The organism is Alsobacter sp. SYSU BS001988, assembly GCF_054796215.1.
The window spans coordinates 118,017-142,175 of the sequence record NZ_JBTAMK010000005.1; the positions used below are offsets into that span (position 1 = coordinate 118,017).

The 24,159-nt window shown below is 68.6% G+C and carries 22 protein-coding genes and 1 tRNA gene; 11 read left to right on the top strand and 12 right to left on the bottom strand.

Annotation, left to right across the window (positions count from 1 at the left end; genetic code table 11):
• Positions 1–168: 168 nt before the first annotated feature.
• On the top strand, positions 169–1,107 hold the full coding sequence (locus ACYVO7_RS12145) for a phosphatase PAP2 family protein (protein ID WP_460450086.1): 939 nt from the start codon (positions 169–171) through the stop codon (positions 1,105–1,107).
• Here the strand turns inward: ACYVO7_RS12145 and ACYVO7_RS12150 are convergent.
• Positions 1,026–2,135, bottom strand: a complete 1,110-nt coding sequence (locus ACYVO7_RS12150; RefSeq protein WP_460450293.1) for a pyridoxal phosphate-dependent aminotransferase — start codon at positions 2,133–2,135, stop codon at positions 1,026–1,028. The two genes, ACYVO7_RS12145 and ACYVO7_RS12150, sit on opposite strands and share 82 nt — an antisense overlap.
• 334 nt (positions 2,136–2,469) lie before the next feature.
• Between ACYVO7_RS12150 and ACYVO7_RS12155 the strand changes: the two genes are divergently transcribed.
• The 7 genes from ACYVO7_RS12155 to ACYVO7_RS12185 all read left to right on the top strand — a co-directional run bounded on the left by ACYVO7_RS12155 (position 2,470) and on the right by ACYVO7_RS12185 (position 10,267).
• Positions 2,470–3,825, top strand: coding sequence for a M48 family metalloprotease (locus ACYVO7_RS12155; RefSeq protein WP_460450087.1), 1,356 nt, complete (start codon positions 2,470–2,472; stop codon positions 3,823–3,825).
• A 62-nt stretch (positions 3,826–3,887) separates the two neighbouring features.
• On the top strand, positions 3,888–4,685 hold the full coding sequence (locus tag ACYVO7_RS12160) for a DsbA family protein (RefSeq protein WP_460450088.1): 798 nt from the start codon (positions 3,888–3,890) through the stop codon (positions 4,683–4,685).
• Between the two features lie 258 nt (positions 4,686–4,943).
• Complete coding sequence (accB, locus tag ACYVO7_RS12165; protein ID WP_460450089.1) at positions 4,944–5,420, top strand: acetyl-CoA carboxylase biotin carboxyl carrier protein; 477 nt, start codon at positions 4,944–4,946, stop codon at positions 5,418–5,420.
• On the top strand, positions 5,420–6,784 hold the full coding sequence (accC, locus tag ACYVO7_RS12170) for an acetyl-CoA carboxylase biotin carboxylase subunit (protein WP_460450090.1): 1,365 nt from the start codon (positions 5,420–5,422) through the stop codon (positions 6,782–6,784). The genes accB and accC overlap by 1 nt, the downstream gene beginning before the upstream one ends.
• A 43-nt stretch (positions 6,785–6,827) precedes the next feature.
• On the top strand, positions 6,828–7,496 hold the full coding sequence (gene aat / locus ACYVO7_RS12175; protein WP_460450091.1) for a leucyl/phenylalanyl-tRNA--protein transferase: 669 nt from the start codon (positions 6,828–6,830) through the stop codon (positions 7,494–7,496).
• A 79-nt stretch (positions 7,497–7,575) separates the two neighbouring features.
• A tRNA-Lys gene (locus ACYVO7_RS12180) sits at positions 7,576–7,651 on the top strand.
• 192 nt (positions 7,652–7,843) lie between these two features.
• Positions 7,844–10,267: a penicillin-binding protein 1A gene (locus tag ACYVO7_RS12185; protein WP_460450092.1), complete on the top strand. Its 2,424-nt coding sequence runs from the start codon at positions 7,844–7,846 to the stop codon at positions 10,265–10,267.
• Here ACYVO7_RS12185 and ACYVO7_RS12190 read toward each other — a convergent pair.
• From ACYVO7_RS12190 to ACYVO7_RS12200, 3 genes are all read right to left on the bottom strand, one after another.
• A complete protein-coding gene (locus ACYVO7_RS12190; RefSeq protein ID WP_460450093.1) occupies positions 10,261–10,686 on the bottom strand; it encodes a response regulator in 426 nt (141 codons plus the stop codon). The genes ACYVO7_RS12185 and ACYVO7_RS12190 overlap by 7 nt on opposite strands.
• Positions 10,683–11,006, bottom strand: coding sequence for a PilZ domain-containing protein (locus ACYVO7_RS12195; protein ID WP_460450094.1), 324 nt, complete (start codon positions 11,004–11,006; stop codon positions 10,683–10,685). Before ACYVO7_RS12195 ends, ACYVO7_RS12190 begins: the two co-directional genes overlap by 4 nt.
• A gap of 128 nt (positions 11,007–11,134) precedes the next feature.
• On the bottom strand, positions 11,135–11,353 hold the full coding sequence (locus tag ACYVO7_RS12200; protein WP_460450095.1) for a hypothetical protein: 219 nt from the start codon (positions 11,351–11,353) through the stop codon (positions 11,135–11,137).
• 497 nt (positions 11,354–11,850) lie between these two features.
• On the opposite strand from ACYVO7_RS12200, the gene ACYVO7_RS12205 reads away from it, so the two are divergent.
• Positions 11,851–12,384, top strand: a complete 534-nt coding sequence (locus tag ACYVO7_RS12205; RefSeq protein ID WP_460450294.1) for a Dps family protein — start codon at positions 11,851–11,853, stop codon at positions 12,382–12,384.
• A 151-nt stretch (positions 12,385–12,535) separates the two neighbouring features.
• Positions 12,536–13,282, top strand: coding sequence for a hypothetical protein (locus tag ACYVO7_RS12210; protein WP_460450096.1), 747 nt, complete (start codon positions 12,536–12,538; stop codon positions 13,280–13,282).
• Here ACYVO7_RS12210 and ACYVO7_RS12215 read toward each other — a convergent pair.
• The 4 genes from ACYVO7_RS12215 to ACYVO7_RS12230 all read right to left on the bottom strand — a co-directional run bounded on the left by ACYVO7_RS12215 (position 13,263) and on the right by ACYVO7_RS12230 (position 18,054).
• Positions 13,263–14,219 carry a PAS domain-containing protein gene (locus ACYVO7_RS12215; protein WP_460450097.1) on the bottom strand — a complete coding sequence of 319 codons (957 nt, stop codon included), beginning with the start codon at positions 14,217–14,219 and terminating at the stop codon, positions 13,263–13,265. The two genes, ACYVO7_RS12210 and ACYVO7_RS12215, sit on opposite strands and share 20 nt — an antisense overlap.
• A 118-nt stretch (positions 14,220–14,337) precedes the next feature.
• Positions 14,338–15,366, bottom strand: a complete 1,029-nt coding sequence (locus ACYVO7_RS12220; RefSeq protein ID WP_460450098.1) for a sensor histidine kinase — start codon at positions 15,364–15,366, stop codon at positions 14,338–14,340.
• Between the two features lie 16 nt (positions 15,367–15,382).
• Complete coding sequence (locus tag ACYVO7_RS12225) at positions 15,383–15,814, bottom strand: response regulator (RefSeq protein ID WP_406853590.1); 432 nt, start codon at positions 15,812–15,814, stop codon at positions 15,383–15,385.
• A complete protein-coding gene (locus ACYVO7_RS12230) occupies positions 15,811–18,054 on the bottom strand; it encodes a PAS domain-containing sensor histidine kinase (RefSeq protein WP_460450099.1) in 2,244 nt (747 codons plus the stop codon). Before ACYVO7_RS12230 ends, ACYVO7_RS12225 begins: the two co-directional genes overlap by 4 nt.
• Before the next feature lie 237 nt (positions 18,055–18,291).
• Here ACYVO7_RS12230 and ACYVO7_RS12235 point away from each other — a divergent pair, with 237 nt between their 5' ends.
• Positions 18,292–18,603, top strand: a complete 312-nt coding sequence (locus ACYVO7_RS12235) for a hypothetical protein (protein ID WP_460450100.1) — start codon at positions 18,292–18,294, stop codon at positions 18,601–18,603.
• 27 nt (positions 18,604–18,630) lie between these two features.
• Here ACYVO7_RS12235 and ACYVO7_RS12240 read toward each other — a convergent pair whose 3' ends face one another.
• The 4 genes from ACYVO7_RS12240 to ACYVO7_RS12255 all read right to left on the bottom strand — a co-directional run bounded on the left by ACYVO7_RS12240 (position 18,631) and on the right by ACYVO7_RS12255 (position 23,999).
• Positions 18,631–20,277, bottom strand: a complete 1,647-nt coding sequence (locus tag ACYVO7_RS12240) for an ABC transporter ATP-binding protein (RefSeq protein ID WP_460450101.1) — start codon at positions 20,275–20,277, stop codon at positions 18,631–18,633.
• Between the two features lies 1 nt (position 20,278).
• Positions 20,279–21,457 carry an ABC transporter permease subunit gene (locus tag ACYVO7_RS12245; protein ID WP_460450102.1) on the bottom strand — a complete coding sequence of 393 codons (1,179 nt, stop codon included), beginning with the start codon at positions 21,455–21,457 and terminating at the stop codon, positions 20,279–20,281.
• On the bottom strand, positions 21,423–22,343 hold the full coding sequence (gene oppB, locus ACYVO7_RS12250; RefSeq protein ID WP_460450103.1) for an oligopeptide ABC transporter permease OppB: 921 nt from the start codon (positions 22,341–22,343) through the stop codon (positions 21,423–21,425). Before oppB ends, ACYVO7_RS12245 begins: the two co-directional genes overlap by 35 nt.
• A gap of 66 nt (positions 22,344–22,409) precedes the next feature.
• Positions 22,410–23,999: a peptide ABC transporter substrate-binding protein gene (locus ACYVO7_RS12255; RefSeq protein ID WP_460450104.1), complete on the bottom strand. Its 1,590-nt coding sequence runs from the start codon at positions 23,997–23,999 to the stop codon at positions 22,410–22,412.
• Between the last annotated feature and the right edge of the window lie 160 nt (positions 24,000–24,159).

The following is a 24,159-nucleotide window of genomic DNA, read 5'->3' on the forward strand; positions in this document are numbered from 1 at the left end:
CGGTCGGAGCCGCCGTTGCTGGCGAGCGCGGGTCGTTCGCGCCGAATCGCTGCGGCGGGCCCGCTGATTTGGCCAGGAAGAACAGAATCCGTTAGGCGACAAATGGTAAGAGGTGAATTGATCGACGCAAACCGACGTTGAGCGGCTCAACCACTTTGAGTGCCCCCAGTGCCGAATGTTCTGATCGTTCTGGTCTTAACCGTTCTATGGCTCGTGCTGGCCCGCGATCTCGGGTTCCAACTGAGCGCCGTTCCGGCGATGTTTTACGCCGGAATGGCCTCGGCGGCGCTGGCCTATGTGCTGAGCCCTGGTCATCTCAAGAAGTTCTTCAGCTGCATCCTCTACCTCGGCGGCATCCCCGCATTCGGAATCGTTTCGACGATGGTCGGCGCCGCCGCCGGCCTGCCATTGAGAGATGGGCTGATGCTCCGCGCCGACGCGGCTCTTGGCTTCGACTGGCTCGGCCTCGTAGGAAGCATCGCCGCAGAACCTCTCCTGTCATCGCTGCTGATGCTGGCGTACCAGTGCTTTGATGTCGGGCTTCCGATCACTCTGGTCGCCGTCACGATCCTGGCCGATCGCGATCATCTCGATCGCGTCGCCTGGTCGTTTTTCGTCGCGCTCAATCTCACGGCGATCGGCAGCCTGATCGCGCCCTGCGTGTCAGCGCCGCCCTTTCTTGGGCTGCCGGACCAGATCGGCGCGATCAGCCTGGAGATTCCGCACCGCTCCGCTGCGGTCGTGGATCTTCTCAGGGCTGGCGATCTCCGAGACTTCAGGGTCCTGATCGGTGTGGCCACGATGCCGTCCTTCCACACATCTGGCGCGATTCTCTTCGTCTGGGCGCTTTGGCCCCTTTCCCAGCTTCGCCTGTTGCGCTTGCCTCTGGCCGCCCTGGCGGCTCTCATCACGCTTTCGGCCATACCGGTGGGAGGCCATTACCTCGTCGATGTCTTGGCGGGCGTCTGCGTCGCCCTGGTTTCGATCGCATCGGCCACCGCCAGGCCGGTCGGCGCTACGCTCGTTCAGGCTTGCAGGAACGCCTCCAGCCGCCTCACCGCCTCCCGGCACGTCTCCTCCGCGCCGGCGAACGAGAGCCGCATGTAGCGGCTGCCCCGGCCGGGGTCGAAATCCAGCCCCGGCGTCGCCGCAACGCCGGTTTGGTCCAGGATGCGGCGGCAGAACGCCATGGAGTCGTTGGTGTAGCGGCCGACGTCCACATAGACGTAGAAGGCCCCGTCGACCGGCAGGAAATCCGGCAGGCCGATCCGCGGCAACTCCTGCAGCAGCATCGCCCGGTTGCGGGCGTAGCCGGCCTTGACGGCTTCGAGCTCGTCCACCGCGGAGAACGCCGCCTCGGCCGCGATCTGGCTCAGCTGCGGCACGGAGATGAACAGGCTCTGCGCCAGCCGCTCGATTGGCCGCGCGAGGATCTCGGGAACGACCATCCAGCCGACCCGCCAGCCGGTCATGCAGTAATATTTCGAGAAGCTGTTGATCACGACCGCGTCCGGGTCGAAGGCCAGCGCGGTGTCGGCCGGCCGGTCATAGGTCAGCCCGTGATAGATCTCGTCCGAGATGAACCAGAGGCCGAGCTCGCGGCAGGCGCGCCCGAGATCGGCGAGCGCCTCGCGGCTCATCATCACGCCCGACGGATTGGCGGGGCTCATCGCCAGAACGCCCCGCAGCGGCTTTTCGGCATGGGCCCTCGCGACCGCCTCCCCGGTGAGCGCCCAGCCCATGGCCGCATGCGTCTCGATCTCCACGGGCTCGACGCCCAGCGCCTTCAGCGTGTTGCGATAGGCCGGGTAGCCCGGAGCGCTGATCGCCACGCGGTCCCCGGGATCGAACATCGCCAGGAACGAGAGGATGAAGCCGCCCGACGAGCCCGTGGTGACCACGACCCTGTCGGCCGGGACAGCGATCCCGTAGGCGTCCCGGTAGTGCCGCGCGATGCGCTCGCGCAGGCTCGGCATGCCGAGCGCCTCCGTGTAGCCGATGCGGCCCTTGGCGAGGGCGGCCGCAGCCGCGTCCAGGGCGGCGCGGGGCGCCGGCGCGCCGGGCTGCCCCACCTCCATGTGCAGGACGCTGCGGCCGGCCGCCTCCATGGCGTTCGCCGCGCCGAGCACGTCCATCGCCAGGAAGGGCTCGACGTCGCTGCGCGCCGAGGGCGCGAGGTGCGGCGGTCCCACGCGCGCCGATGCGGGCCTGCGGGGCGTATCGCCGCCCGGCGGCGTGGACGTGCGGGATGGGAGGTGAGAGCTGTCCGCCATGGGGTCGCCGTGTTCTGCAGGCACATGCGGCGCGCCCTCGCGGAGCGGGAGCCCGGCGAATTGACCGCCCGGTCTCGATCCGTAAGTTGGGCGCCGAAAGGCAAAGGGCCCGATGCTTCGTTTCGTCCGCCGTTCCCCTATCAGCAAGGCTCCCGGCTCGCCAGCCCGCGGCCGGACCGCTCGCCCGATCCGCACGATGCTCGCGCTGGCGGCGGCGGCCGGCGCCGCGATGCAGCCGACGCTCGCCGCCGCCCAGGGCGCGCGCCAGTCGATCGTCCGCGACGCCGAGGTCGAGGCTTTGCTGCGGGACTATGCGACGCCGATCTTCCAGGCCGCCAACATCCGCAAGGGCGCGGTTCAGATCATCCTGGTGTCCGATCGGTCGTTCAACGCCTTCGTGGCCGACGGCCGGCGCATGTTCATCAATGTCGGCGCCATCATGGATTCCAAGACGCCGAACGAGATCATCGGCGTCATCGCGCATGAATCCGGGCACATCGCGGGCGGCCACCTGCAGCGCCTGCGCGAGCAGCTCGCCAACGCCCAGATCCTGGCCATCGCCGGGATGCTTCTGGGCGCGGGCGCCGTCGTCGGCGCGGCTTCCTCGCGGGACCGGGTCGGGAACGCCGGCGGCGGCGCGATGGGCATCGCGGTCGGCTCGCAGGAACTGGTCAAGCGCAGCCTGCTGTCCTACCAGCGCTCGGAGGAGCAGGCCGCCGACGTCATGGCCGTGCGGTTCCTCTCGGCCACCCAGCAATCGCCGCGCGGGATGCTGGACACCTTCCAGCGCTTCAACCAGGACGCGATGTTCAAGACGTCGAGCATCGACCCCTATCTCGTCAGCCACCCGATGCCGAACGAGCGCATCGCCAATCTCGACGTGCTCGCCCACAAGAGCCCCTATTTCGACGCCAAGGATTCGCCCGCCCTCCAGGCCCGCCACGACATGGCCAAGGCCAAGCTGTTCGGCTTCATGGCTAAGGCCGAGGAGGTCGGCCGCCGCTACCCGGCCTCGGACATGTCGCGCCCGGCCCGCTACGCGCGCGCGATCGTCGCCTACCGGTACAAGCGGCTGCCCGAGGCTTTGTCGCAGGTCGACGCGCTGATCCGGGAGGAGAGCGCCAACCCCTATCTGTGGGAGCTGAAGGGCCAGATCCTTCTGGAGTTCGGCCGGGCGCAGGAAGCCATCCCGATCCTGCGCAAGGCGGTGGCTCTCGCGCCGGCCGCGACGCCGATTCGCGTCCTGCTGGGCCACGCCCTGGTGGCGACCGAGGCGCGAGGCTCGGCGGACGAAGCCGTGCGGGAGCTGTCCAACGCCGTTCAGCGCGAGCCCGAGGGAGCGGAGGGGTGGCGCCACCTATCGCGCGCCTACGCCATCCGGGGCAACGAGGGCATGGCCGCCTATGCGGCCGCGCAGGCCTATTTCAACGAGGGCGACTACAATGCGGCCGCCACCCAGGCCAGCCGCGCCAAGGAGCAATTGCCGCCCAATTCGCCCGGCTGGCTCAAAGCCGACGACATTTTGAACACGCGCCCGCCGAAAAGTCCGTAAGGATGGCGGAACGCAAGACCGCAGGGCGCCAGGACCGACCTGGCCCCGACGAGGAGATCCCGATGTTGCTGACCGCCGTCCTCCCGACCTGCCGCTCGATCGCGGGCGTCGCCCTCGCGGCGGCTCTCGCCTTCGCGCCCGTCGCCGGCATGGCTCAATCCAAGGCCGTCGACTTCACCGAGCAGCAGAAGAACGCGATTCGCGACATGGTGCGCTCCTACCTCCTGGAGAATCCGGAGGTGATCCAGGAGGCGCTCGTCGAGCTCGACCGCCGGCAGAAGGAGGCCGAGAAGGTCGCCACCAAGTCGGCCCTCGGGCAGGTCGCGGCGACGCTCATCCAGTCGCCGCGCAACATCGTGCTCGGCAACCCCAGCGGCGACGTGACGCTCGTCGAGTTCTTCGATTACAACTGCGGCTACTGCAAGAAGTCGCTGGCTGACATGCGCGAGATGGCCAAGACCGATCCGAAGCTCCGCATCGTGATCCGCGATTTCCCCGTGCTGGGTCCCGATTCGGTCGAGGCATCCTTCGTGGCCGTCGCGGCCAAGAACCAGATCAAGGGCGATAAATATTTCGACTTCCACCAGAAGCTGCTGGAATCGAAGGGTAGGGTCGGCAAGGAGCGCGCCATCGCGGTCGCTAAGGAGTTCGGCGTCGACCCGGTCCGGCTCGCCAAGGACGTCGAGAGCGCCGAGACGCGCGCCGCCGTGGAAGAGACGATGAAGGTCGCCGACACCCTGAAGCTGCAGGGCACGCCAGCCTTCGTGGTGGGCGACGACATCATCTTCGGGTCCCAGGGGGTCGAGCCGCTCCGCGCCGCCGTCGCCAATGTGCGCCAGTGCGGCAAGGCGGCCTGCTGAACAGGCCTGCGCCCCGGCCACGCCCCTGTTGACGAGGCGCGCCGCCGAACGGCGCGCGCTTCCCCTGACACGCACAAGCGGTTATGACGACGCGTCGGTTTCGCTGGCGCGGTTTGCGCATGCCGCAAGGCCGACGACCAAGGCCCGCCCCTGGCGGGCGCCAGAGGAAGCTCGGCTCTCGCCGTCGCCCATGCGGGCGTCCGGACGGGGGCGTCGCCGATCGGGCGGGCACCTGAAGCAAAGGCGTTGACCAGACACATGTCCAAGGACCAAGCCATCGACCCCAAGCTCGTCCGCGAGATCGCGACCATGCTGTCCGACAGCGATCTCACCGAGATCGAGGTCGAGAAGGGCGACTTGCGGATCAGGGTCGCGCGGCAGGTCGCCGCCGCGCCGGTCATGCAGTACAGCGCTCCGGCTCCCGCGCCGATCCTGGCGGCCGCGCCGGCCGGCGCTCCCGCCGCCGCGCCTGGCGTGAACCGGGAGGCCGCCGGGCCCCATCCGGGCGCCGTGACGTCGCCGATGGTGGGCACCGCCTATCGCCGCGCCTCTCCGGACTCCAAGGCCTTCGTCGAAGTGGGCTCGGTGGTGAAGGTCGGCGAGAAGATCCTGCTCGTCGAGGCGATGAAGACCTTCAACGAGATCGTCGCCCCCCGGGCGGGCACGGTGACGGCCATCCTGGTGGAGGACGGCCAGCCCGTGGAATATGGCGAGCCCCTGCTGGTCATCGAGTGATGTTCGACAAGATCCTCATCGCCAACCGCGGCGAGATCGCCCTCCGCGTCCTGCGCGCCGCCAAGGAGCTCGGCATCGCCACCGTGGCGGTCCATTCCACGGCCGACGCGGACGCCATGCATGTGCGCCTCGCCGACGAGAGCGTCTGCATCGGCCCTCCCTCGGCCCGCGACAGCTATCTCAACATCCCGGCTCTCCTCTCGGCCTGCGAGATCACCGGCGCGGACGCCGTCCATCCCGGCTATGGCTTCCTGTCGGAGAACGCGCGCTTCGCCGAGATCCTGGAGAGCCACAACATCCATTTCATCGGCCCCAAGGCGGAGCACATCCGCATCATGGGCGACAAGATCGAGGCCAAGCGCACGGCCAAGCGCCTCGGCATCCCGTGCGTGCCCGGCTCCGAGGGCGGCGTCACGGAGGATGACGACGCGCTCAGGATCGCGGCGGAGATCGGCTACCCGGTGCTGGTGAAGGCCGCCGCCGGCGGCGGCGGGCGCGGCATGAAGGTCGCGCGCACCGAAGGCGACCTCGTCCACGCGCTGCAGACCGCCCGCATGGAGGCCAAGGCCGCCTTCGGGGACGACGCCGTCTATCTGGAGAAGTATCTCGAGAAGCCCCGGCACATCGAGTTGCAGGTGCTCGGCGACGGCCGCGGCGGCGCGGTGCACCTCTTCGAGCGCGACTGCTCGCTGCAGCGGCGACACCAGAAGGTCTGGGAGGAAGGCCCCTCCCCGGCCCTCAATGCCGAGATGCGCTCGCAGATCGGCGACACGGTGGCCGAGGCCATGCGCGAGCTCGGCTATCTGGGCGCCGGTACGGTCGAGTTCCTCTACGAGGACGGGCAGTTCTACTTCATCGAGATGAACACCCGGATCCAGGTCGAGCATCCGGTGACCGAGATGATCACCGGGATCGACCTGGTGAACGAACAGATCCGCCTGGCTGCCGGCGCGGCGCTCTCCTTCGCGCAGGAGGACGTTCAGCTCTCCGGGCACGCCATCGAGTGCCGGATCAACGCCGAACACCCCGCCACCTTCACGCCCTCCCCGGGCCGGATCGCCTATTTCCATCCGCCCGGCGGGCTCGGCGTCCGCGTCGATTCGGCCGTGTACCAGGGCTACACGATCCCGCCGAACTACGACTCGCTGGTCGGCAAGCTGATCGTGCATGGCCGGACCCGCAACGAGTGCCTGATGCGGCTGCGCCGGGCCCTCGACGAATTCGTCGTGGACGGAATCGAGACCACGCTGCCGCTTTTCAGGGCCCTGGTCCGGAACCCGGATATCCAGAACGGCGATTACGATATTCACTGGCTGGAGAAGTTCCTCTCCACCGGAGGAATGGACGTCACGGGCGGCGCCTGATCGCCGGCGACGCGACGGGCGGCTGCGAACGGGCCGGTATCGGATGGCGCGGCGACAAGACGCGGACACGGAGATCACCCCCGAGCTGCTCCTGCGCGCCTATGCGTGCGGGATCTTTCCGATGGCCGAGAGCGCGGACGACCCGGCCCTCTACTGGGTCGAGCCGCGCGAACGCGGGGTGATCCCGCTGGACGGTTTCCACGTGCCGTCCCGCTTGGCCCGGACGGTCCGCAGCGATCGGTTCGAGATCCGCATCGACACGGACTTCGACGGCGTCATCGCCGGCTGCGCGTCTCCCGCGCCGGACCGCAAGCAGACCTGGATCAACGCGCGCATCCGCGAGCTCTATGGCGCGCTCTTCGACCTCGGCTACGCCCATACGGTCGAGGCCTGGCGGGACGGACGCCTCGTCGGCGGGCTCTATGGGGTGCGGCTCGGCGGCGCGTTCTTCGGCGAGAGCATGTTCCACCGCGAGCGCGACGCCTCCAAGGTGGCGCTGGTGCATCTCGTGGCCAGGCTCCGGACGGGGGGCTTTCGCCTCCTCGACACCCAGTTCGTGACGGCCCACCTCGCCAGCTTCGGCGCGGTCGAGGTCCCCCGCCGGGAGTACCGGGTGCTGCTCGACGCCGCGACGGCCGCCGACGGCGATTTCCGCCGCTGGCCCATGGTCCAGCCGGACGCAGGCGCAAGGGCGCTGGCGGCCCTGGCTTGAGCGGTGCGACATGAAGGCGGCCCCGGCCCGGCTCTATTGACCCGGCCCGCCGGGACGGATACGCAGAAGCCCGCGATCCGAGCGCGTAGCTCAGCCGGTAGAGCAACTGACTTTTAATCAGTAGGTCCTGGGTTCGAGTCCCAGCGCGCTCACCACCTCGTCCGCCTTTCCAGGCCCGGCCAGGTGGCGTCCGCACGGGTCGCGCCGCCGTGGTCTCGCGCGACGGGCCGCTCTGGACACAGCTCGGCGTTAAACGCCCGTCATTGAAGGGCTGCGCCTTCTCTTTCAACCTTTGACCACATTCGCGGCGCATCCCCTCCCGCACTGAAGCAGGCAGGCGTGCAGCGATGCGGTTTTTCCTCCGTGGGATCGGAATTCTTTTCACGGCCGGCGCGATCACGTTCGTCGTGGCCGCCTGCGCGGTCGGCGCCCTGCTCTGGAAGGTGTCGCGCGACCTCCCCGACTACACGCAGCTGGCCGACTACCAGCCTGCGGTGATGACCCGCGTCCACGCCGCCGACGGCAGCCTGCTGGCCGAATACGCCCGCGAGCGGCGCATGTTCATCCCCATCCAGGCCGTGCCGAAGCTCGTCATCGCCGCCTTCGTGTCAGCCGAGGACAAGAATTTCTACAAGCACCAGGGCGTCGACCCGGAGGGCATCGCCCGGGCCGCCCTCTACTATCTGAAGCGGGACAATGGCCGGCGCCCGCAGGGCGCGTCCACCATCACCCAGCAGGTGGCCAAGAACTTCCTCCTGACGAGCGAACAGACCTTCGACCGCAAGATCAAGGAGGTGCTCCTCGCGCTGCGGATGGAGAAGGCCTACACGAAGGACAAGATCCTCGAGCTCTATCTGAACGAGATCTATCTCGGCCTGGGCAATTACGGCGTCGCGGCCGCGTCGCTCAATTACTACGGCAAGTCGGTGCATGAGCTGACCCTGGCCGAGGTCGCCTATCTGGCGGCCCTGCCGAAGGGCCCCAACAACTACAATCCCTTCCGCGCCCGCGAGGCGGCCACCGAGCGGCGCAACTATGTGATCGATCGCATGGTGGAGAACGGCTACGTCTCGCGCGAGGACGGCGAGAAGTCCAAGGCCGAGCCGCTCACCGTCAATCCGCGCTCCCTCTCGCCCAACACCTACGCGGCCGGCTTCTTCGCCGAGGAGGTCCGGCGCGACATCGCCGACCGGTTCGGCGAGAAGGCGCTCTACGAGGGCGGGCTGTCCGTCCGGACCACGCTCGATCCCAAGATGCAGGTGATGGCCCGCAAGGCGCTGGCCGACGGCCTCGTGCGCTATGACGAGGCGCATGGCTGGCGCGGGCCGATGCAGAAGCTCGACATCGCCGGCAAGGAATGGGGCGCAGCGCTGGCCGAGGCGCCGGCGCTGGGCGACGTGCAGCCCTGGCGGCTCGCCGTGGTGCTCGACGTGGCGGGCGACGGCGTGCGCATCGGACTGCAGCCCGCGCGCGAACCGTCCGGCGCCGTCGCGAAGGAACGCGAGGCCGGCGTCATCCCGGCCGAGGGCCTGAAATGGACCCGCAAGCCCGCCCGCCAGGTCGTGTCGGCGGGAGACGTGGTCTATGTGGAGCCCCTCGAGGGCAAGCCGGGGCAGTTCCGGCTGCGGCAGCTGCCCGAGATCTCCGGCGCGCTCGTCGCGATGGACCCCTATACCGGGCGCGTCCTGGCGATGGTGGGCGGCTTCTCGTTCGACCAGTCCAAGTTCAACCGCGCCACGCAGGCGCAACGCCAGCCGGGCTCCTCCTTCAAGCCGATCGTCTACGCGGCGGCCATGGATAACGGCTACACCCCGTCCAGCATTATTCTGGACGCCCCGATCAGCATCGACCAGGGTCCCGGGCAGGAGCCGTGGCGGCCCGAAAACGCCGAGGAAGGCTTCGCCGGCCCCCGCACGCTGCGCTTCGGCGTCGAGCACTCGCAGAACATGATGACGGTGCGGCTCGCCCAGGACATCGGCATGCCCCTGGTGGTCGAGTACGCCAAGCGCTTCGGGGTCTACGACAACCTGCAGCCGCTGCTCGCCATGGCCCTCGGCTCCGGCGAGACCACCGTCATGCGGATGACCGCGGCCTATGCGATGTTCGCGAATGGCGGGCGCAAGATCCACCCCACCCTCGTCGACCGCATCCAGGACCGCTGGGGCCGCAACGTCTACGCCCATGACGAGCGCAAATGCGTCGGCTGCGATGCGCAAAGCTATTCCGGCCAGAACGAGCCGAAGATCGTCGACGAGCGCCAGCAGGTGCTCGACCCGCTGACCGCCTACCAGATCACCTCCATCCTGGAAGGCGTCGTGCAGCGCGGCACCGGCACGGTGGTCAAGGAGGTCGGCAAGCCGCTGGCGGGCAAGACCGGCACGACCAACGACGCCAAGGACCTGTGGTTCGTGGGCTTCTCGCCCGATCTGGCCGCAGGCGTCTATATCGGCTACGACCAGCCCCGCTCCCTCGGCAACTCGGCCTATGCGGCGCAGTACGCCGCGCCGATCTTCCGCGACTTCATGAAGATGGCGCTGGCCGACAAGCCGCCGACGCCGTTCCGCGTGCCGCCCGGCATCAAGCTGGTGCGCGTCGACCCGCAGACCGGCGCGCGGGCGACCGGAGGCGAGCGCACGGCCATCCTGGAGGCGTTCAAGCCCGGCACCGCTCCGCCGGAGCGCGGCTCCTTCGGGGACGAAGGCGCTCCGGTCGCGGCCGCCCCGCAGGACGGGGAGCGCCAGGTCGGCGGCGGAACCGGCGGCCTCTACTGAAGGACGGCGGCCGCGGTCGGCCCGGCTCCGATCCCGATCGCCTGCAGCCGCGTCCAGAGCTCATGGGGCGAAAAGGGCTTGCGCAGGAAATGGGTGACGCCGAGCTGCGCGGAGCGCTCGATCAGCGACTTCGTGGGCGCGCCCGAGATCATGATGACGGGCACGTCCGTCCGCGCCGAGATCGTCGGATCGCGGATGATCTCGAGGATCTGGCCCCCGGTGAGATGGGGCAGATGCCAGTCGAGCAGCACCAGCTCGGGCGAGAAGGTCTGGAGCGCCTCCAGAGCCGCCTCCCCGTCTCCGACTTCCGTGACGTTGCGCATGCCGACCTGACGCAGCATGCGGCGGATGATCGCCCGCACGAACAGGCTGTCCTCGACGAGCAGGATCGGGACGTCCGGGAACGAGATCTTGCTCATCCGGCCGCCCGCCTGGCGCGCACCGCCGCGATGCGGGTCTTCAGAGCCTCGGAGTTGAGCAGCGCGACCTGGGTCGCGAATTCAACCCCGATATGGGTGGGCGTCGCCCAGCGCAGCCGGCACTCGCGGGCGCGCGGCTCGTCGCCGATGCGCAACTTGAACGCCGGGGGCAGTCGCTGCGGCTGCATCCTGAACTGCAGCTTGGCGCCGTCGTCCGAAAGGTCGTTCACGAGGCAGTCGAGCGTGCCGCCCGACCCAAAGACCAGCTTGGCGGCGAGCAGGGCCCGCCGTCTCGTGCTTTTTCGACGCTGTGCGCTCATGAAGTCCGTCCCTAGGATCGGCGTCGAGCCGACGCAGAACCCTAGGCGGAGAGCCGTTGAAAATCGTATTTGGAAATAGATTCAGTTTTACAACTTTCGCGTGCTTTCCCCTCGCGCTCCGGCGGGGCCTACTGAAGGCGCGGGGCGCGCTGGATGTCGGTCTTCAGCCGCGCGGGGCCGATGTCGGCGCAAAGCCGCACCGCGCTCGAATGGGCGTGGAACACAGCGCGGCCCATGTCGGCATGGCCGGAGACGACGTAATGCTCCGAGAAGATGGGCCGCCCCTCCAGGGTGATCGCGATGGAGACGACGCGGGGCTCCGACGGATCGACGACGCTGGCGAACATGCACGTTCTCCGGGTGGCGTTGATCAACTCACCTTGCGGCCGGATGGTTCACGTTCCGTTAACGCGGCGTAGGCAGCCCGCCGGCCAGGTCGCCCTGGAATGTTGCAGCATTGCGACATGTCGCCGCTGGCGGCTTCCGGCGGGGCTCTCCGCACGCGCGCCCCTTGCCATTTCGCACTGCACCATATAGGTAAGGAGACGTGACGTTTCGACGTCTTAGCCCTCCGTGGGCGTTTCCTCCCTAGACTTGGGGCCGCTTTCGAGCGGCCCTCTTTCTTTCTGGATCTTGGTCCGGGGCGGAACGATCGGCGCGCGCCCTCGTTATCGCGCAGGTTACGGTCGCCGCGAGCGCCGGGCCGCTTTCCCGATCCGAGGAGACTCCCATGGCAGCTGCGAAGCCGAAGTCGCGCAATCCTGCGGGTCAGGCGCCCGCGCCTGGCGCATTCGCCGGCGAGGCGTCGTCCGGCAAGACGTCGCGAGGCAAGCCGTCCCGCTCCATGGCATCGCCGGGCAAGTCCGGCCTCCAGGGCGATGCGATGCTGGAGACCCCCACCGATCTGTCCTCCGACGCCGTGCAGGCCGTCTCGGAAGCGGTCAACGGGCTCGTGGCCGATGCGTTCTCGCTCTATCTGAAGACCAAGAACTTCCACTGGCACGTCAGCGGCCCGCATTTCCGCGACTACCACCTCATGCTGGACGAGCACGCCGAGCAGATCTTCGCCTCCACCGATCCTCTCGCCGAGCGCGTGCGGAAGATCGGCGGCAAGACCCTGCGCGGGATCAGCCATATCGAGCGGCTGCGCCGGATCCAGGACAATGAGGCGGACTTCGTCTCGGCCGCCGACATGCTGAGGGAGCTGCTGGCCGACAACAAGGCGATGGCGACCGCGATGCGGCAGGCGCACGAGGTCTGCGACGAGCACGACGACGTCGCCACCGCGAGCCTGCTCGAAGAGCTCATCGACCAGACCGAGCGCCGGACCTGGTTCCTGTTCGAGGCCAGCCGGTCGGCCGACGACACCGGCCACTAGGCTTCCGTCGCGCGGGCTCGCGCCGCTCACCATTCTGAAAGCTTCCGCACCGCATGCTCTCCGCCGGACCCCGTCCGGCGGCGATCGCGTTCGCTTGTCCCGGCGAGGCCAGGCTGGCAAAGCAGGGCTCGGCATCGAGAATCGGCGAGAGATGAGCAAGACGTCTGCATTCCGGGCGGAGCGCAACGAGAAGGCCCGGGCCCGGCTGGCCAAGAGCCTGCCGGTCGGGTTTCCCGCCTCCGTGCTGGCGCACGCCTACTCGCGCCCCTTCATTCCGCCCACTCCGCGGCTCGCCGTGGAATCCTACTGGCGCCTTCACCCCGTCAGGGCGGACCGCCTGGCGCGCGCGCTCGCGGGCCGCACCGGCGCTCCCGAGGGCTGGACCTGGCGGATCTCCCCCGACAGGACGACCGGTCTCGGCGCCTCCTTCCGACAGCCGCCGGCTCCCTACCGGGAGGCCGGGCGCGCCCTGGGCGCCGGCCATTGCCGGATCTGCGGCGGGCCCGTGTACCGGCTGGGCTGGCACCAGGACCTGTGGGGCGACGGAGCCCTGAACAGGCGCGCCGAGTGGCATTCCGCCTGCGTCACGGCCTGGAAGCTCTGGACCGCCCCGAGCGAATTCTCCACGCCCCTCGCCAGGCTCCAGAAGCGGCGCTGCGCCGCGAGCGGCCAGCGGCTCCTCAAGACGGCGGAGGTCGACCACCGCACGCCGCTGTTCCGCGTCTGGCGCGACCACCGCGACGCGCCATGGCCGGACCTGCTGGCTTTCTGGGGCGCGCCCAATCTGCAGGTCATCAACCGCACCGCGCATGTGGAGAAATGCGGCGCGGAGGCGTCCGAGAGGGTCGGCTTCGCCGGCGTGAGCCAGGACGACCCGCTCAGCTGGCCCGCTGCCTGAAGGTGATCGAGCCGCCGTCCTCGGCGGGCTCGCTGTCGAACCCGGCGCTGCGGGCGTACTGCTTGATCAGGAGGAGGGACGGCCGATCCACCGCCAGATCCGTCCTCCCCGGCTCCACGCCGATCCGCACGGCGGGCCCCGGCTCGAAGCGAACGGTGAGCTTCGCCCCCGCGCGTCCGTTCGCAAGGATCGCCAGGGCTTCGGCCATGCCCAGCATGAAGCTCGACGCCTGCTCGGCCTGAATCGCGCTTTCGGCGGGATCCTGCTCCACCTTCACGCTCAGGTCCGGGATGACGGCGTTGACGTCCTCGATCGTGCTCGACACGATTTTGCGCAGCGCGATGGGCCCGGCGGCGTCGAGGCCCTGCATGCTCTTTTGCGCCAGCGCCATCGCGCTGACCCGGCGGTCGAGCACCGAGAGCAGCGCCTGGCCGCTGGCGTCGGCGCCGCGGGTCGTCAGGCGCAACAGCGCCAGCACCGATTGCAGGTTGTTCCGCACCCGGTGATGAAGCTCGCGCAGCAGATTGTCCCGCTCGGCCAGCGCATGGACCAGCTTCGCCTCCGTTCGCCGGTGGGCCGTCACGTCCACGCATGAGCCGAAATAGCCCGCGAATTCGCCGTCCCGGTAATAGGGCCGGCCATTGTCCATGACGTAGCGGTACTGGCCGTCATGGCGGCGCAGCCGGTACTCGATCGTGAACGGCTCCTGCCGGCGAAAGGCTGAATGATAGGCGTCGAGGCAGTCGGCCACGTCGTCCGGGTGGACGTTCTCCGCCCAGCCCTGGCCGAGCTCCTGCCGAAGCTCCCGGCCCGTGAAGGCGAGCCAGGGCTCGTTAAACCAGTCGCAGCCCATGTCGGTCCCGGACCGCCACACCATCACGGGCGCATGGTCCGCAAGCAGGCGGAACTCGCTCTCGGACCCCGGGATCTCGATCATCGAAGGCGCCTTCTAGAGGGACGCGAGGACCGGCTGGCCCAGCGTCCGATGCCACGCATATGCGAACCGACACGCCGCCCCGGGCGAGCCCGCCGGGGCGAAGCGCCGCAGTCCTGCCTCACGTCTCGAAACTCAGCACGGCTCTCGTGCCCGCCGCAGCCCTGTCGAAACTCAAATCAGCCTGAAGGCTCGTCGCCATGGCGCGGATGATGCGCATGCCGAGCCCCGTGCCCTGGACGGGACCCGCGCCGGTCCACCCCGCCCCGTCGTCCTCCACCGCGAGCGACACCCTCCTGCCGCCGTTCCAGAGCCTGATCCGGATCTCCCCGGCGTCGCCCTTGGGGTAGGCGTATTTGAAGGCGTTGGTGACGAGCTCGCTGACGATGACGCCCACCGCCACCGCCTTGTCGGTGGCGACCCGCAGCGGCTCGGCCTCCAGGGTGAGCCGGTGCTCGCGCTCGGCGACCCGCATGGCGGCGGACAGCTCCTCGGTCAGACCCTCCAGATAGCCCGCCATGTCGACGAATCGCACGTCGTCCGACGTGTAGAGCCTGCGGTGGACCTGGGCGATGGCGTGGATGCGGCCATGCGCCTCGGTCAGCGCGTGGCGGGCGGGCGAGTCGTCCGGCACCGTCTTCTGCTGCATGGTGACGAGGGAGGCCACGAGCTGCAGGCTGTTGGCCACCCGGTGGTTCACCTCCCGCAGCAGGATCTCGGCCCGTTCGCGCGCCTCCCGCATCTCGGTCTGGGCCGCCTCCTTCTCGCGCCGGAGCCTGACCTGCTCGAGCGCCTGGTCGATGGCCTGGCGGAACAGGTCGATGAAGGCGTTGCCGACGTCCTTGATGACGTAGTCCGCCGCGCCGGCCTTCAGCGCCGCGATGGCGATGCGTCCTTCGTCGCTGCCCGTCACATAGATGACCGGCGGCGCGTCCGGCATGGCCCGGATGTCCTTCAGGACGTCGAGTCCCTCGCGCCCCGGCATGAAGTGATCGAGGCCGATCACGTCGAAGGGCGCCCGGCTCAGGGCAGCCAGGCCCTCGTCCCCGCTCAGGACGTGGGTGACCTCGCAGTCTTGCCTCGCCAGGGTGCGGGAGACGAGCCTGCCCAGACCGGCGTCATCGTCGATATAGAGAACGGATATGGGCACGCCGAGGTCCGTCGGGTCAGGTCGCGTCTGGAACTTGCATCACGGACAGGAAGAGCCCGAGCTGCCGGATCGCCTGGGCGAAGGTTTCATATTCGACAGGCTTCGTGATGTAGACATTGCAACCCAGGTCATAGCAACGCTGGATTTCGCGCTGATCGTCGGTTGTGGTCAGGACGACCACCGGCGCGCGCCTGAGGGTCTCGTCACCCTTCAGCAATCCGAGGATGTGCGTGCCGCTCATATCCGGGAGATTGAGGTCCAGCAGGACGAGAAGCGGCCCGCCGTCGCGGATCTCCGGGCTGAACATGTGCTCCACCGCGGCGGTTCCGCTGGCGAAGTGGCGGATCTCGTTGCACACGCCGGCGCGCCGGATGTTCTTCTCGATCAGCCGCGCATGGCCCTCGTCGTCCTCGACCATGATGATCGTCACCGGCTTGTGGCTCTTCATCGGGCGGCGTCCTCCGCGGCGTGGAGAGTGGCGGGGAGTTCGACCGTGAAGGTGGAGCCTTCTCCCGGTTCGGAGGCGACCGTGATGGTCCCGCCCAGCCGGCGCACGAGCGCCCGGACATGGGCCAGGCCGATCCCTTCGCCCGGCGTGTCCTGGACGCCCGAGCGGCGGAACAGGTCGAAGATGCGGTCGAAGTCACGCGGGTCGATGCCGCGCCCATTGTCCTCGACCCGATAGCGGACGAGGTCGCCGATCCGCTCACCGCTGAACATGATCCTGCCTTCCCGCTCGGGATGTCGATACTTCACGGCGTTTTCCGCGAGGTTTGCGAAGATCTGCTCGACAGCCAGCCTGTCGCTGACGATGTCGGGCGTGTCGCCGAGAACGAACGCCACGCCGTCCGCCTGGTGGGCGAGCGTCTTGAAGACGCCCTCCAGGACGGCGCGCATGTCGAGCGCCTCGGGCGCGAGGACGCGCCGGCCCTCTCTGGACAACCGCAAGATGGCCTTGATGAGGCGGTCCATCTTGTCGGTCGAGCTGCGGATGAAGCCGATCGCTTCGGGCAGATCCTCCCCCACGCCCTCCCGCACCCGGGCCGGGACCGCGTCGAGCGCCGTCGCACCGATCTCGTCCACGAAGCGCTGCAGCTGCGCGCGCAGGGCCTCGAGCTCGCTGGTGAAGCCCATGATGTTGACGAGCGGCGCCCGGAGATCGTGGCTGACGATATAGGCGAAGCGCTGGATCTCCTCGTTGGCGGCCTTGAGGTCGGACACCCGCGCCGCCACCATGGCTTCGAGATTGTGGTTGATCAACTGCAGCGCGTCGCGCGCCTCCTGCATCTCGATCGTCCGGTCGACGACGCGCTGCTCGAGCGTCTCGTTCAGCCGCCTGATCCGCTCCTCGCTCTCGCGCAGGCGCTCCTCGATCGCGAGCTGGTCGGTCACGTCGGTGTTGGTCCCGAACCACCGCACGATCGCGCCGTCCTCGTCCCGGACCGGCACCGCCCGCGACAGGAACCAGCGATAGGCGCCGTCCTTCCCGCGCAGCGGAAACGTGTCCTCCCAGGGCTCGCCGCTGGCGAAGGCCTCGGCGAGGCGGGCGCTGACGCGCTCCACGTGATCGGGATGGTGCAGGGAGCGCCAGCCGTCGCCTTCGACTTCGGCCTGGGTCGTTCCGGTGTAGTCGTACCAGCGCTGATTGTACCAATAGATCCAGCCGGAGGGCGCGGCCATCCACACGAACTGGGGAATGAGATTGGCCAGGGAGAGAAGGTTCGCCTCGCTCTCGCGAAGCGCCTCCTCGGCTCGCTTCTGCTCCGTGATGTCGTTGCCCTGGACGAAGATGCCCACGACGGCCCCGGTCTGGTCGAAGATGGGCTGGTAGACGAGATCGAGATAGCGCAGCTCCAGCGGGGCGCCCGGCTCATGCTGCAGGTACGCCTTGAGCCCGCGGCCGACGAAGGGTTCGCCGCTGGCGTAGACCTGGTCGAGGAGTTCGAAAAAGCCCTGCCCGGCGATTTCGGGCAGCGCCTCGGCGACCGGCTTGCCCAGGATGTCGCGGTGGCCGACCACCTGCGAGTAGGAGGCGTTGGCGATCTCGAAGACGTGCGTCGGGCCGCGCAACACCGCCATGAACCCGGGCGCCTGCTCGAACAGGCTGCGCAGGTGCCGCCTCTCGGCCTCCAGCGACACATTGGCGTCCTGCACGGCCTGCGCCCGCTGCAGGATCTCTCCTTCGACGCGCCCGTCGCCGCCGGCCCGCTGCAGCCAGGAGAACTGGCGGGTCGCCTGCCGCAGCCTGTGCAGCTCGGTCACGTCGACGGTGTTCTGCAGGATGAAGGCGACGTCGCCGTTCGGGCCGAGGAGCGGCGTATGGGTCGCGCTCCAGTAGCGCTCGTCGAACTGACCGTCGGGCCGGGGGATGTCGTATTTGATGAGCGCGATGTGGTCGGCGGTGCGCTGGCGCAGCACCCGCTCCAGCGAGTCCCGCAACAGCCGGCTGCTGGCGCCGGAATCCTCCGGCCCAGGGGGGAACGCCTCGAACATGTTCCGTCCGAGCAGCTCAGCCTTCTCGCGCATCGTCACGCGCAGATAGGCCTCGTTCATGCCGACGATCGCGAAGGCCGGATCGAGGAGAACATAGGGATTGGGAGCCGAGTCGAAGAGCGCTGCGTAATCGACGCCGGACAGGGCCGCCGCCGCGCCTGCGCCGCCCGGACCCGCCAAGGAGGCCTGCGCCATCGGCCCTGCTCGCTCCGCCTCCAAAAGCCTTGCCCCCAAGTCCTGGCCGTCCAAGTCCCGGCCATCCAAATCCCGGCCAACCAAGACCCGACCGTCGCTGAAATCCGGCCTTCAACGCTGCGGTATGGGGGAAGTTCCGCCGTTCCCGCAGGGCACGGATTTCTACGGACGCGCCAGGGCGGGCGAATCGGTTCTCATCGGACGGCGTAGCTTCTGTCCCGATGAATGCAGGGCGACATGGACGAACTGGCGGCTCTGAGACGACGGCGCGGACAATCCGCCAGCCGCACCCACCCCCGGCACATCATGGAGGCGGTCTACGCCGCCGGATCCATCTCGATCTCGCCGGATGAGACGCTGGCCCGGATCGTGGTGGCGCAACTGCACCGCATGGGGCTGCTCTTCGCCCAGGAGCTCACGTCCAGCGGGGAACTCCGGCCCCTGTCGAGCGCCACCATGGAGGCCGCGAGACTTCGTCCGTGGCGCGTATCCCGCCCCCTGGCGCTTACTGGGGAGCCCTCCGCCGACATGGCCGCGCAGGGCGCGTGACCGTCGGGCGGACACTTCGCCGCTCCGTCACGGAACGGGCGTCTCGCTGAGGAACGCGGCGGCCATCAGATCCCGGGTGTAGGGCTGGCGCGGATCGCGGAAGATGGCGTCGACGGTCCCGCGCTCCACCACCTTGCCCGACTTCATGACGATGATCTCGTCCGCCATGGCCCGGACGACGGCGAGGTCGTGGCTGATGAACAGGTAGGACAGCCCATGGCGGGCCTGCAATCCGCGCAACAGGTCGACGATGTCCTTCTGCACGGACCGGTCGAGCGCGGAGGTGGGTTCGTCCAGGACCACCACGCTGGGATTGAGGATCATGGTGCGGGCGATCGCGATGCGCTGGCGCTGCCCGCCTGAGAACTCGTGCGGGAAACGGTTGCGGGTGGAGGGGTCCAGGCCCACCTCCTCCAGCGCCGCAGCGGCCCGCCTGTCGCGCTCCGCCCGCGTGATCGCGGGCTCGTGGACCAGCAGCCCCTCGGTGACGATCTCGCCCACCGTCATGCGCGGCGAGAGCGACCCGAAAGGATCCTGGAAGACGAGCTGGAGGCGGCGGCGCAAAGGCCGCATCGCAGCCCGGTCCAGGCCGGTGAGGTCCCGGTCCTCGAAGCGCACGCTGCCCGACGAGGGAAGCAGCCGCAGCACGGCGCGGCCCAGCGTCGACTTGCCGGAGCCGGATTCGCCGACGATCCCGATCGTGCCCCCGCGCAGGAGCGTCAGGTCGACGCCGTCGACCGCCTTCAGCTCGCGGTCGCCCCGGCCGAACCACCCGCCCCTCAGCGTGAAGGCGACGCGAACGTCGCGCGCCTCGATCACCGGCGTGGCCGGCATGGGCGGCGGCGCCTTGCGTCCCGTGGGTTCGGCGGCGAGCAGCATGCGCGTATAGGCCTGCTGCGGGCGGGCGAAGACCTCCTCGGTGAGGCCCGTCTCGACGATGGCGCCGTTGCGCATCACCACGACCCGGTCGGCGATGCGCCTGACGATCCCGAGGTCATGCGTGATGAAGACGATCGCCATCCCGAAGCGTCGCTTGAGATCGGCCAGGAGGTCCAGCACCTGCGCCTGGATGGTGACGTCCAGCGCCGTGGTCGGCTCGTCGGCGATCAGCACCTCCGGCCGGTTCGCCAGCGCCATGGCGATCATCACGCGCTGCCGCTGCCCGCCCGAGAGCTCATGCGGGTAGGACCCGAGCCGTTCGGCCGGGCGCGGGATGCCGACAAGCGTCAGCAGCTCCAGCGCGCGCTCGCGCGCCGCCTTGCGGGACATCTTCGCATGCGCGACGAGCGGTTCGGCCAGCTGGTCGCCGATGCGGTAGAGCGGGTCCAGCGAGGTCATGGGCTCCTGGAAGATCATCCCCATGCGCCTGCCGCGGAACCGGTTCAGCTCGCGGGGCGTAAGCCCGAGGATCTCCTCGCCGGCGATCTTCACGGAGCCTTCGACGAAGCCGTTCGACGCCAAAAGGCCCATGACGGCCATCATGGTCTGGCTCTTTCCAGAGCCGGATTCCCCGACGATCGCCAGCGTCTCCCCCGGGGACACGTCGAAGCTGACGCCCTTCACGGCGCGCAGTTCGCCGTCCGCGATCCTGAACCGAACGTCGAGGTTCCGGACCGACAGGACGGGGGCGGGCGACCCCGCGTCGGCGCGTGTGGCGTCGGCGGCGCGGTCCACGTCAGCGATCCTTCGGGTCGAGGGCGTCACGCAGCCCGTCGCCGATGAAGTTGAGGCAGAACAGCGTGCTGGTGAGGAAGACGGAGGGCCAGACCAGCATCCAGACGGAGCCCTGGATGGCCTTGGCGCCTTCGGCGATGAGGACGCCCCAGCTCGTCATGGGCTCCTGCACGCCAAGCCCCAGGAAAGACAGGAAGCTCTCCAGCAGGATCACCTTGGGCACCAGCAGCGTCATGTAGACCACGACGGGACCCAGCGTGTTGGGGATGATGTGGCGCCGCAGGATGCCCCGCGTGCCGACCCCCATGGCCTCGGCCGCCTGGACATATTCCTGCCGCTTGATGGAGAGGGTCTGGCCCCGCACGATCCGGGCCATGTCGAGCCATTCCACCGCCCCCACGGCGATGAACATGAGCACGAAGTTCCGGCCGAAGAACACCACGAGCAGGATGACGAAGAAGATGAAGGGCAGCGAATAGAGGATGTCGACGACCCGCATCATCACAAGGTCGACGCGCCCGCCCAGGTAGCCCGCCGTGGAGCCCCACAGCACGCCGATGAGGATCGCCACCGTGGTCGCCAGCACCCCGATGGCGAGCGACACACGCCCGGCCACGAGCGTGCGGGTCAGCAGGTCGCGGCCGTTGGAATCGGTCCCGAACCAGAAATGCTGGCGCTTCACCGGGACCTCCACGGCGAGCCTGCGGCCCTCGTCCTCCTTGCCCGTCGCCACGGCCCGGCCGAACAGGTCCGAGCGCTCGAAATAGACGAGCAGCCGCTCGTCGATCGGCCGCGTCGAGGCCGAGACGAGGGTCAGCCGGATCCGGTCGCCCTCGTCGACGAGCCCCTCCGCCTTGGCGCGGATGCGCGACGCGATCCGGTCCACCGCAGGCGCCGTCTGGGACGGCAGCGGGTAGGACGAGAAGGTCGCCGGGACGCGGACATAGTCCTGGTAGACCTGATCGTAATCGTGGCCCGTCAGCGACGGCCCGAGCGCGCAGGCCAGCGCCACGATCGCCAGGAGCACGATGCTGGCCAGCGCGGCGCGATTGCGGAAGAGCCGTCCGCGCGCATCGGCCCAGAGCGAGCGCCCGCGGGTCTGCGCGACCGCGGCGGCCTCCATCACCATGTCGGGGGTGCTGACCTCACTCATAGCGGACCCTCGGGTCGATGAGCGCATAGACGACGTCGACCAGGAGATTGAAGGCGAGGACGAACACCGCGATCATGATCACCGTGCCCATCACGAGCGTGTAGTCGCGGTTCAGCGCCCCCTCGACGAAGTAGCGTCCCACGCCGGGGATGCCGAAGATCGACTCCACCACCACCGACCCGGTGAGGAGCGCGGCGGCGGCCGGGCCGAGATAGGAGACCACCGGTAGCGCCGCGCCGCGCAGCGCGTGGCGCACGATGACGCCCAGCGGCAGCCCGTTGGCGCGCAGCGTGCGGATGGGATTGGAGCGCAGCACCTCGATCATCGCGGCCCGCATCATCCGGGCGATCACGGCGACCTGCGGCAGGGCCAGCGTGAGGATGGGCAGGACCGTGTTGCGCAGCGCCCCGTCGTTCCAGCCGCCGACCGGGAGCCACGCCAGGGTCAGCCCGAACACGATCTGCAGCACGGGCGCGACCACGAAGGTCGGGACCGTGATGCCGAAGGTGGCGAGCCCGATGACGGCGTAGTCCGCCGCGTGGTTCTGCCGGAACGCCGCCACCACTCCCAGCGTCCCGCCGACGAGCACGGCCAGCAGCAGCGCCGAGAAGCCGAGGCGCATCGAGATCGGCAGCCCGCGCGCGAAGAGCTCGGCGATGGTGAAGTCGCGGAAATAGAAGGACGGCCCCAGGTCGCCCCGCATCAAGGCCGAGAGATAGAGCCAGTATTGCTCGTAGAGCGGCTTATCCAGCTGGTAGATCTTGCGCAGGTTCTCCATCACCTTGGCCTCGAGCGGCCGCTCCAGGTCGAACGGGCCGCCCGGCGCGAGCCGGATCAGGAAGAACGAGATGGTGACGATGATGAACAGCGTCGGGATGGCCGACAGCAGCCGCTTGACGACGTAGAAGCCCACGTCGGCCTCCGTTCCTGTGTGCCGCGGCGGGCACTCCCGCCGCGTGGGTCGGCGTCGGCCGCCAGCTCAGGGCTTGATCGTGATGAACCGGGACAGATGGCGGTCGAGCACGTTCGTCTCGAAGCCGGACACCTTGTCGGAGACCAGGTTCTTCGAGCCGTAATAGAGCAGCGGGATATAGGGCTGGTCGCGCATGAAGATCGCCTCCGCGTCCCTCAGGATCGCCGCCCGGGCGGTCAGGTCCTTCTCCGAAGCCGCCTTCTTCATCAGCGCGTCGTAGTCGGGATTGGCGTAATTGGCGTAGTTCAGCCCCTTGTTGTCGCTCTCGGCCAGGAAGAGGAAGTTCTGCGGGTCGGAATAGTCGGCGATCCACCCCGCCCGGGCCACGTCGAAGTCGCCCTTGTCGCGCAAGAGCGCGTAGTGGGTCTTCAGGTCCGTGTTGACGAGCTTCACGTCCACGTTGAAGGGCTTCCACATATTGGCGAGCGCCACGGACGTGTTCTTGTGGTTCTCGGACGTGTTGTAGCGGATCTCGACGGTGAGCTTCTTGCCGCCCGGGCCGTAGCCCGCCGCCTTCAGAAGCTCCTTGGCCTTGTCCTCCCGCTCGATCGGGGACATGTCCTTCCAGCTGGCGAAGGCGGGCTCGCCGTAATTGCCGATCCCCGGCGGCACGAAGGAATAGGCGGGGATCATCGTCCCGCCCCAGATGTCCTCCGCCAGGAACTCGCGATCGACGACCATGGACAGCGCCTGACGCACCCGCACGTCGTCGAAGGGCGGCTTCTTGGTGTTGAAGACGAAGTAGTAGGTGCCCAGATAGGGCGCGAGCCTGAACTTCGTCTTCAGGTTCTCGCGGATGAACTTGATCTGGTCCGTGGGGACGTCGCCATAGGTGTCGAGCTCCCCCGCCTGGAAGCGGCGCAGGGCGGCCGAGCGATCCTCGATGCCGAAGACGTTGACCGTGTCGACCTTGGTGGCCGCGGCCTCGCGGTAGTTCGGGTTCTTGACCAGCACGATCTTGTCGTTGGGCGAGAAGCTCTTCAACGTATAGGCGCCGTTGGAGACCCAGTTCTCGGCCTTGACGAAATCCTTGCCGTATTTCTGCACCGAAGCGGGGTGGACCGGAATGCCGGTCTGGTGGGCCAATTGGGCGACGAAATAGGGCGCCGGCGTCTCCAGCGCGATCTCCAGCGTCTTGTCGTCGATGGCCTTGACGCCGAGCTCCTCGACCTTGGCCTGGCCCTTGTTGACCTTCTCGCCGTTCTTGATCGTGTAGAGCACGTTGGCGTATTTCGCGCCCGTCTCCGGGTTCATCAGCCTGCGGAACGAGAACACGAAGTCGTTCGCCGTGACCGGGTCGCCGTTCGACCACTTGGCGTTGGCCCGCAGCTTGAACCGGTAGACGGAGCCGTCGTCATTGACCGTCCAGCTCTCGGCGACGCCCGGCACGACATTGGCCTTGGCGTCGTAGGTCACGAGCCCTTCATAGAGGTCCAGCAGCAGGTCGCTCTCGACCACGGTCGAGGTTTTCTGCGGATCGAGGGTCTCCGGCTCGCCCTGGGCGCCGCGATTGTACACGGTCTCGGCCGAAGCGGCCGTGAGCCCGAGGCCCAGCGCGACCACCGCGCAGACGCTGCGGAAGGGGTGATGGAACATGATGGTCCTCGCCTGAAATCGACGTATCTGGCGAGGACGGTGCGACAGAACCCGAGGCGTTGCAACAACCCGGGCGGCTGAATCGCCTTTGTTCCCGCCCGCATGAAGCAACCCCGCGGGAGCCGCGGGCCGCCGGTCCCGTGCGAAGCGCCCGAGCGCG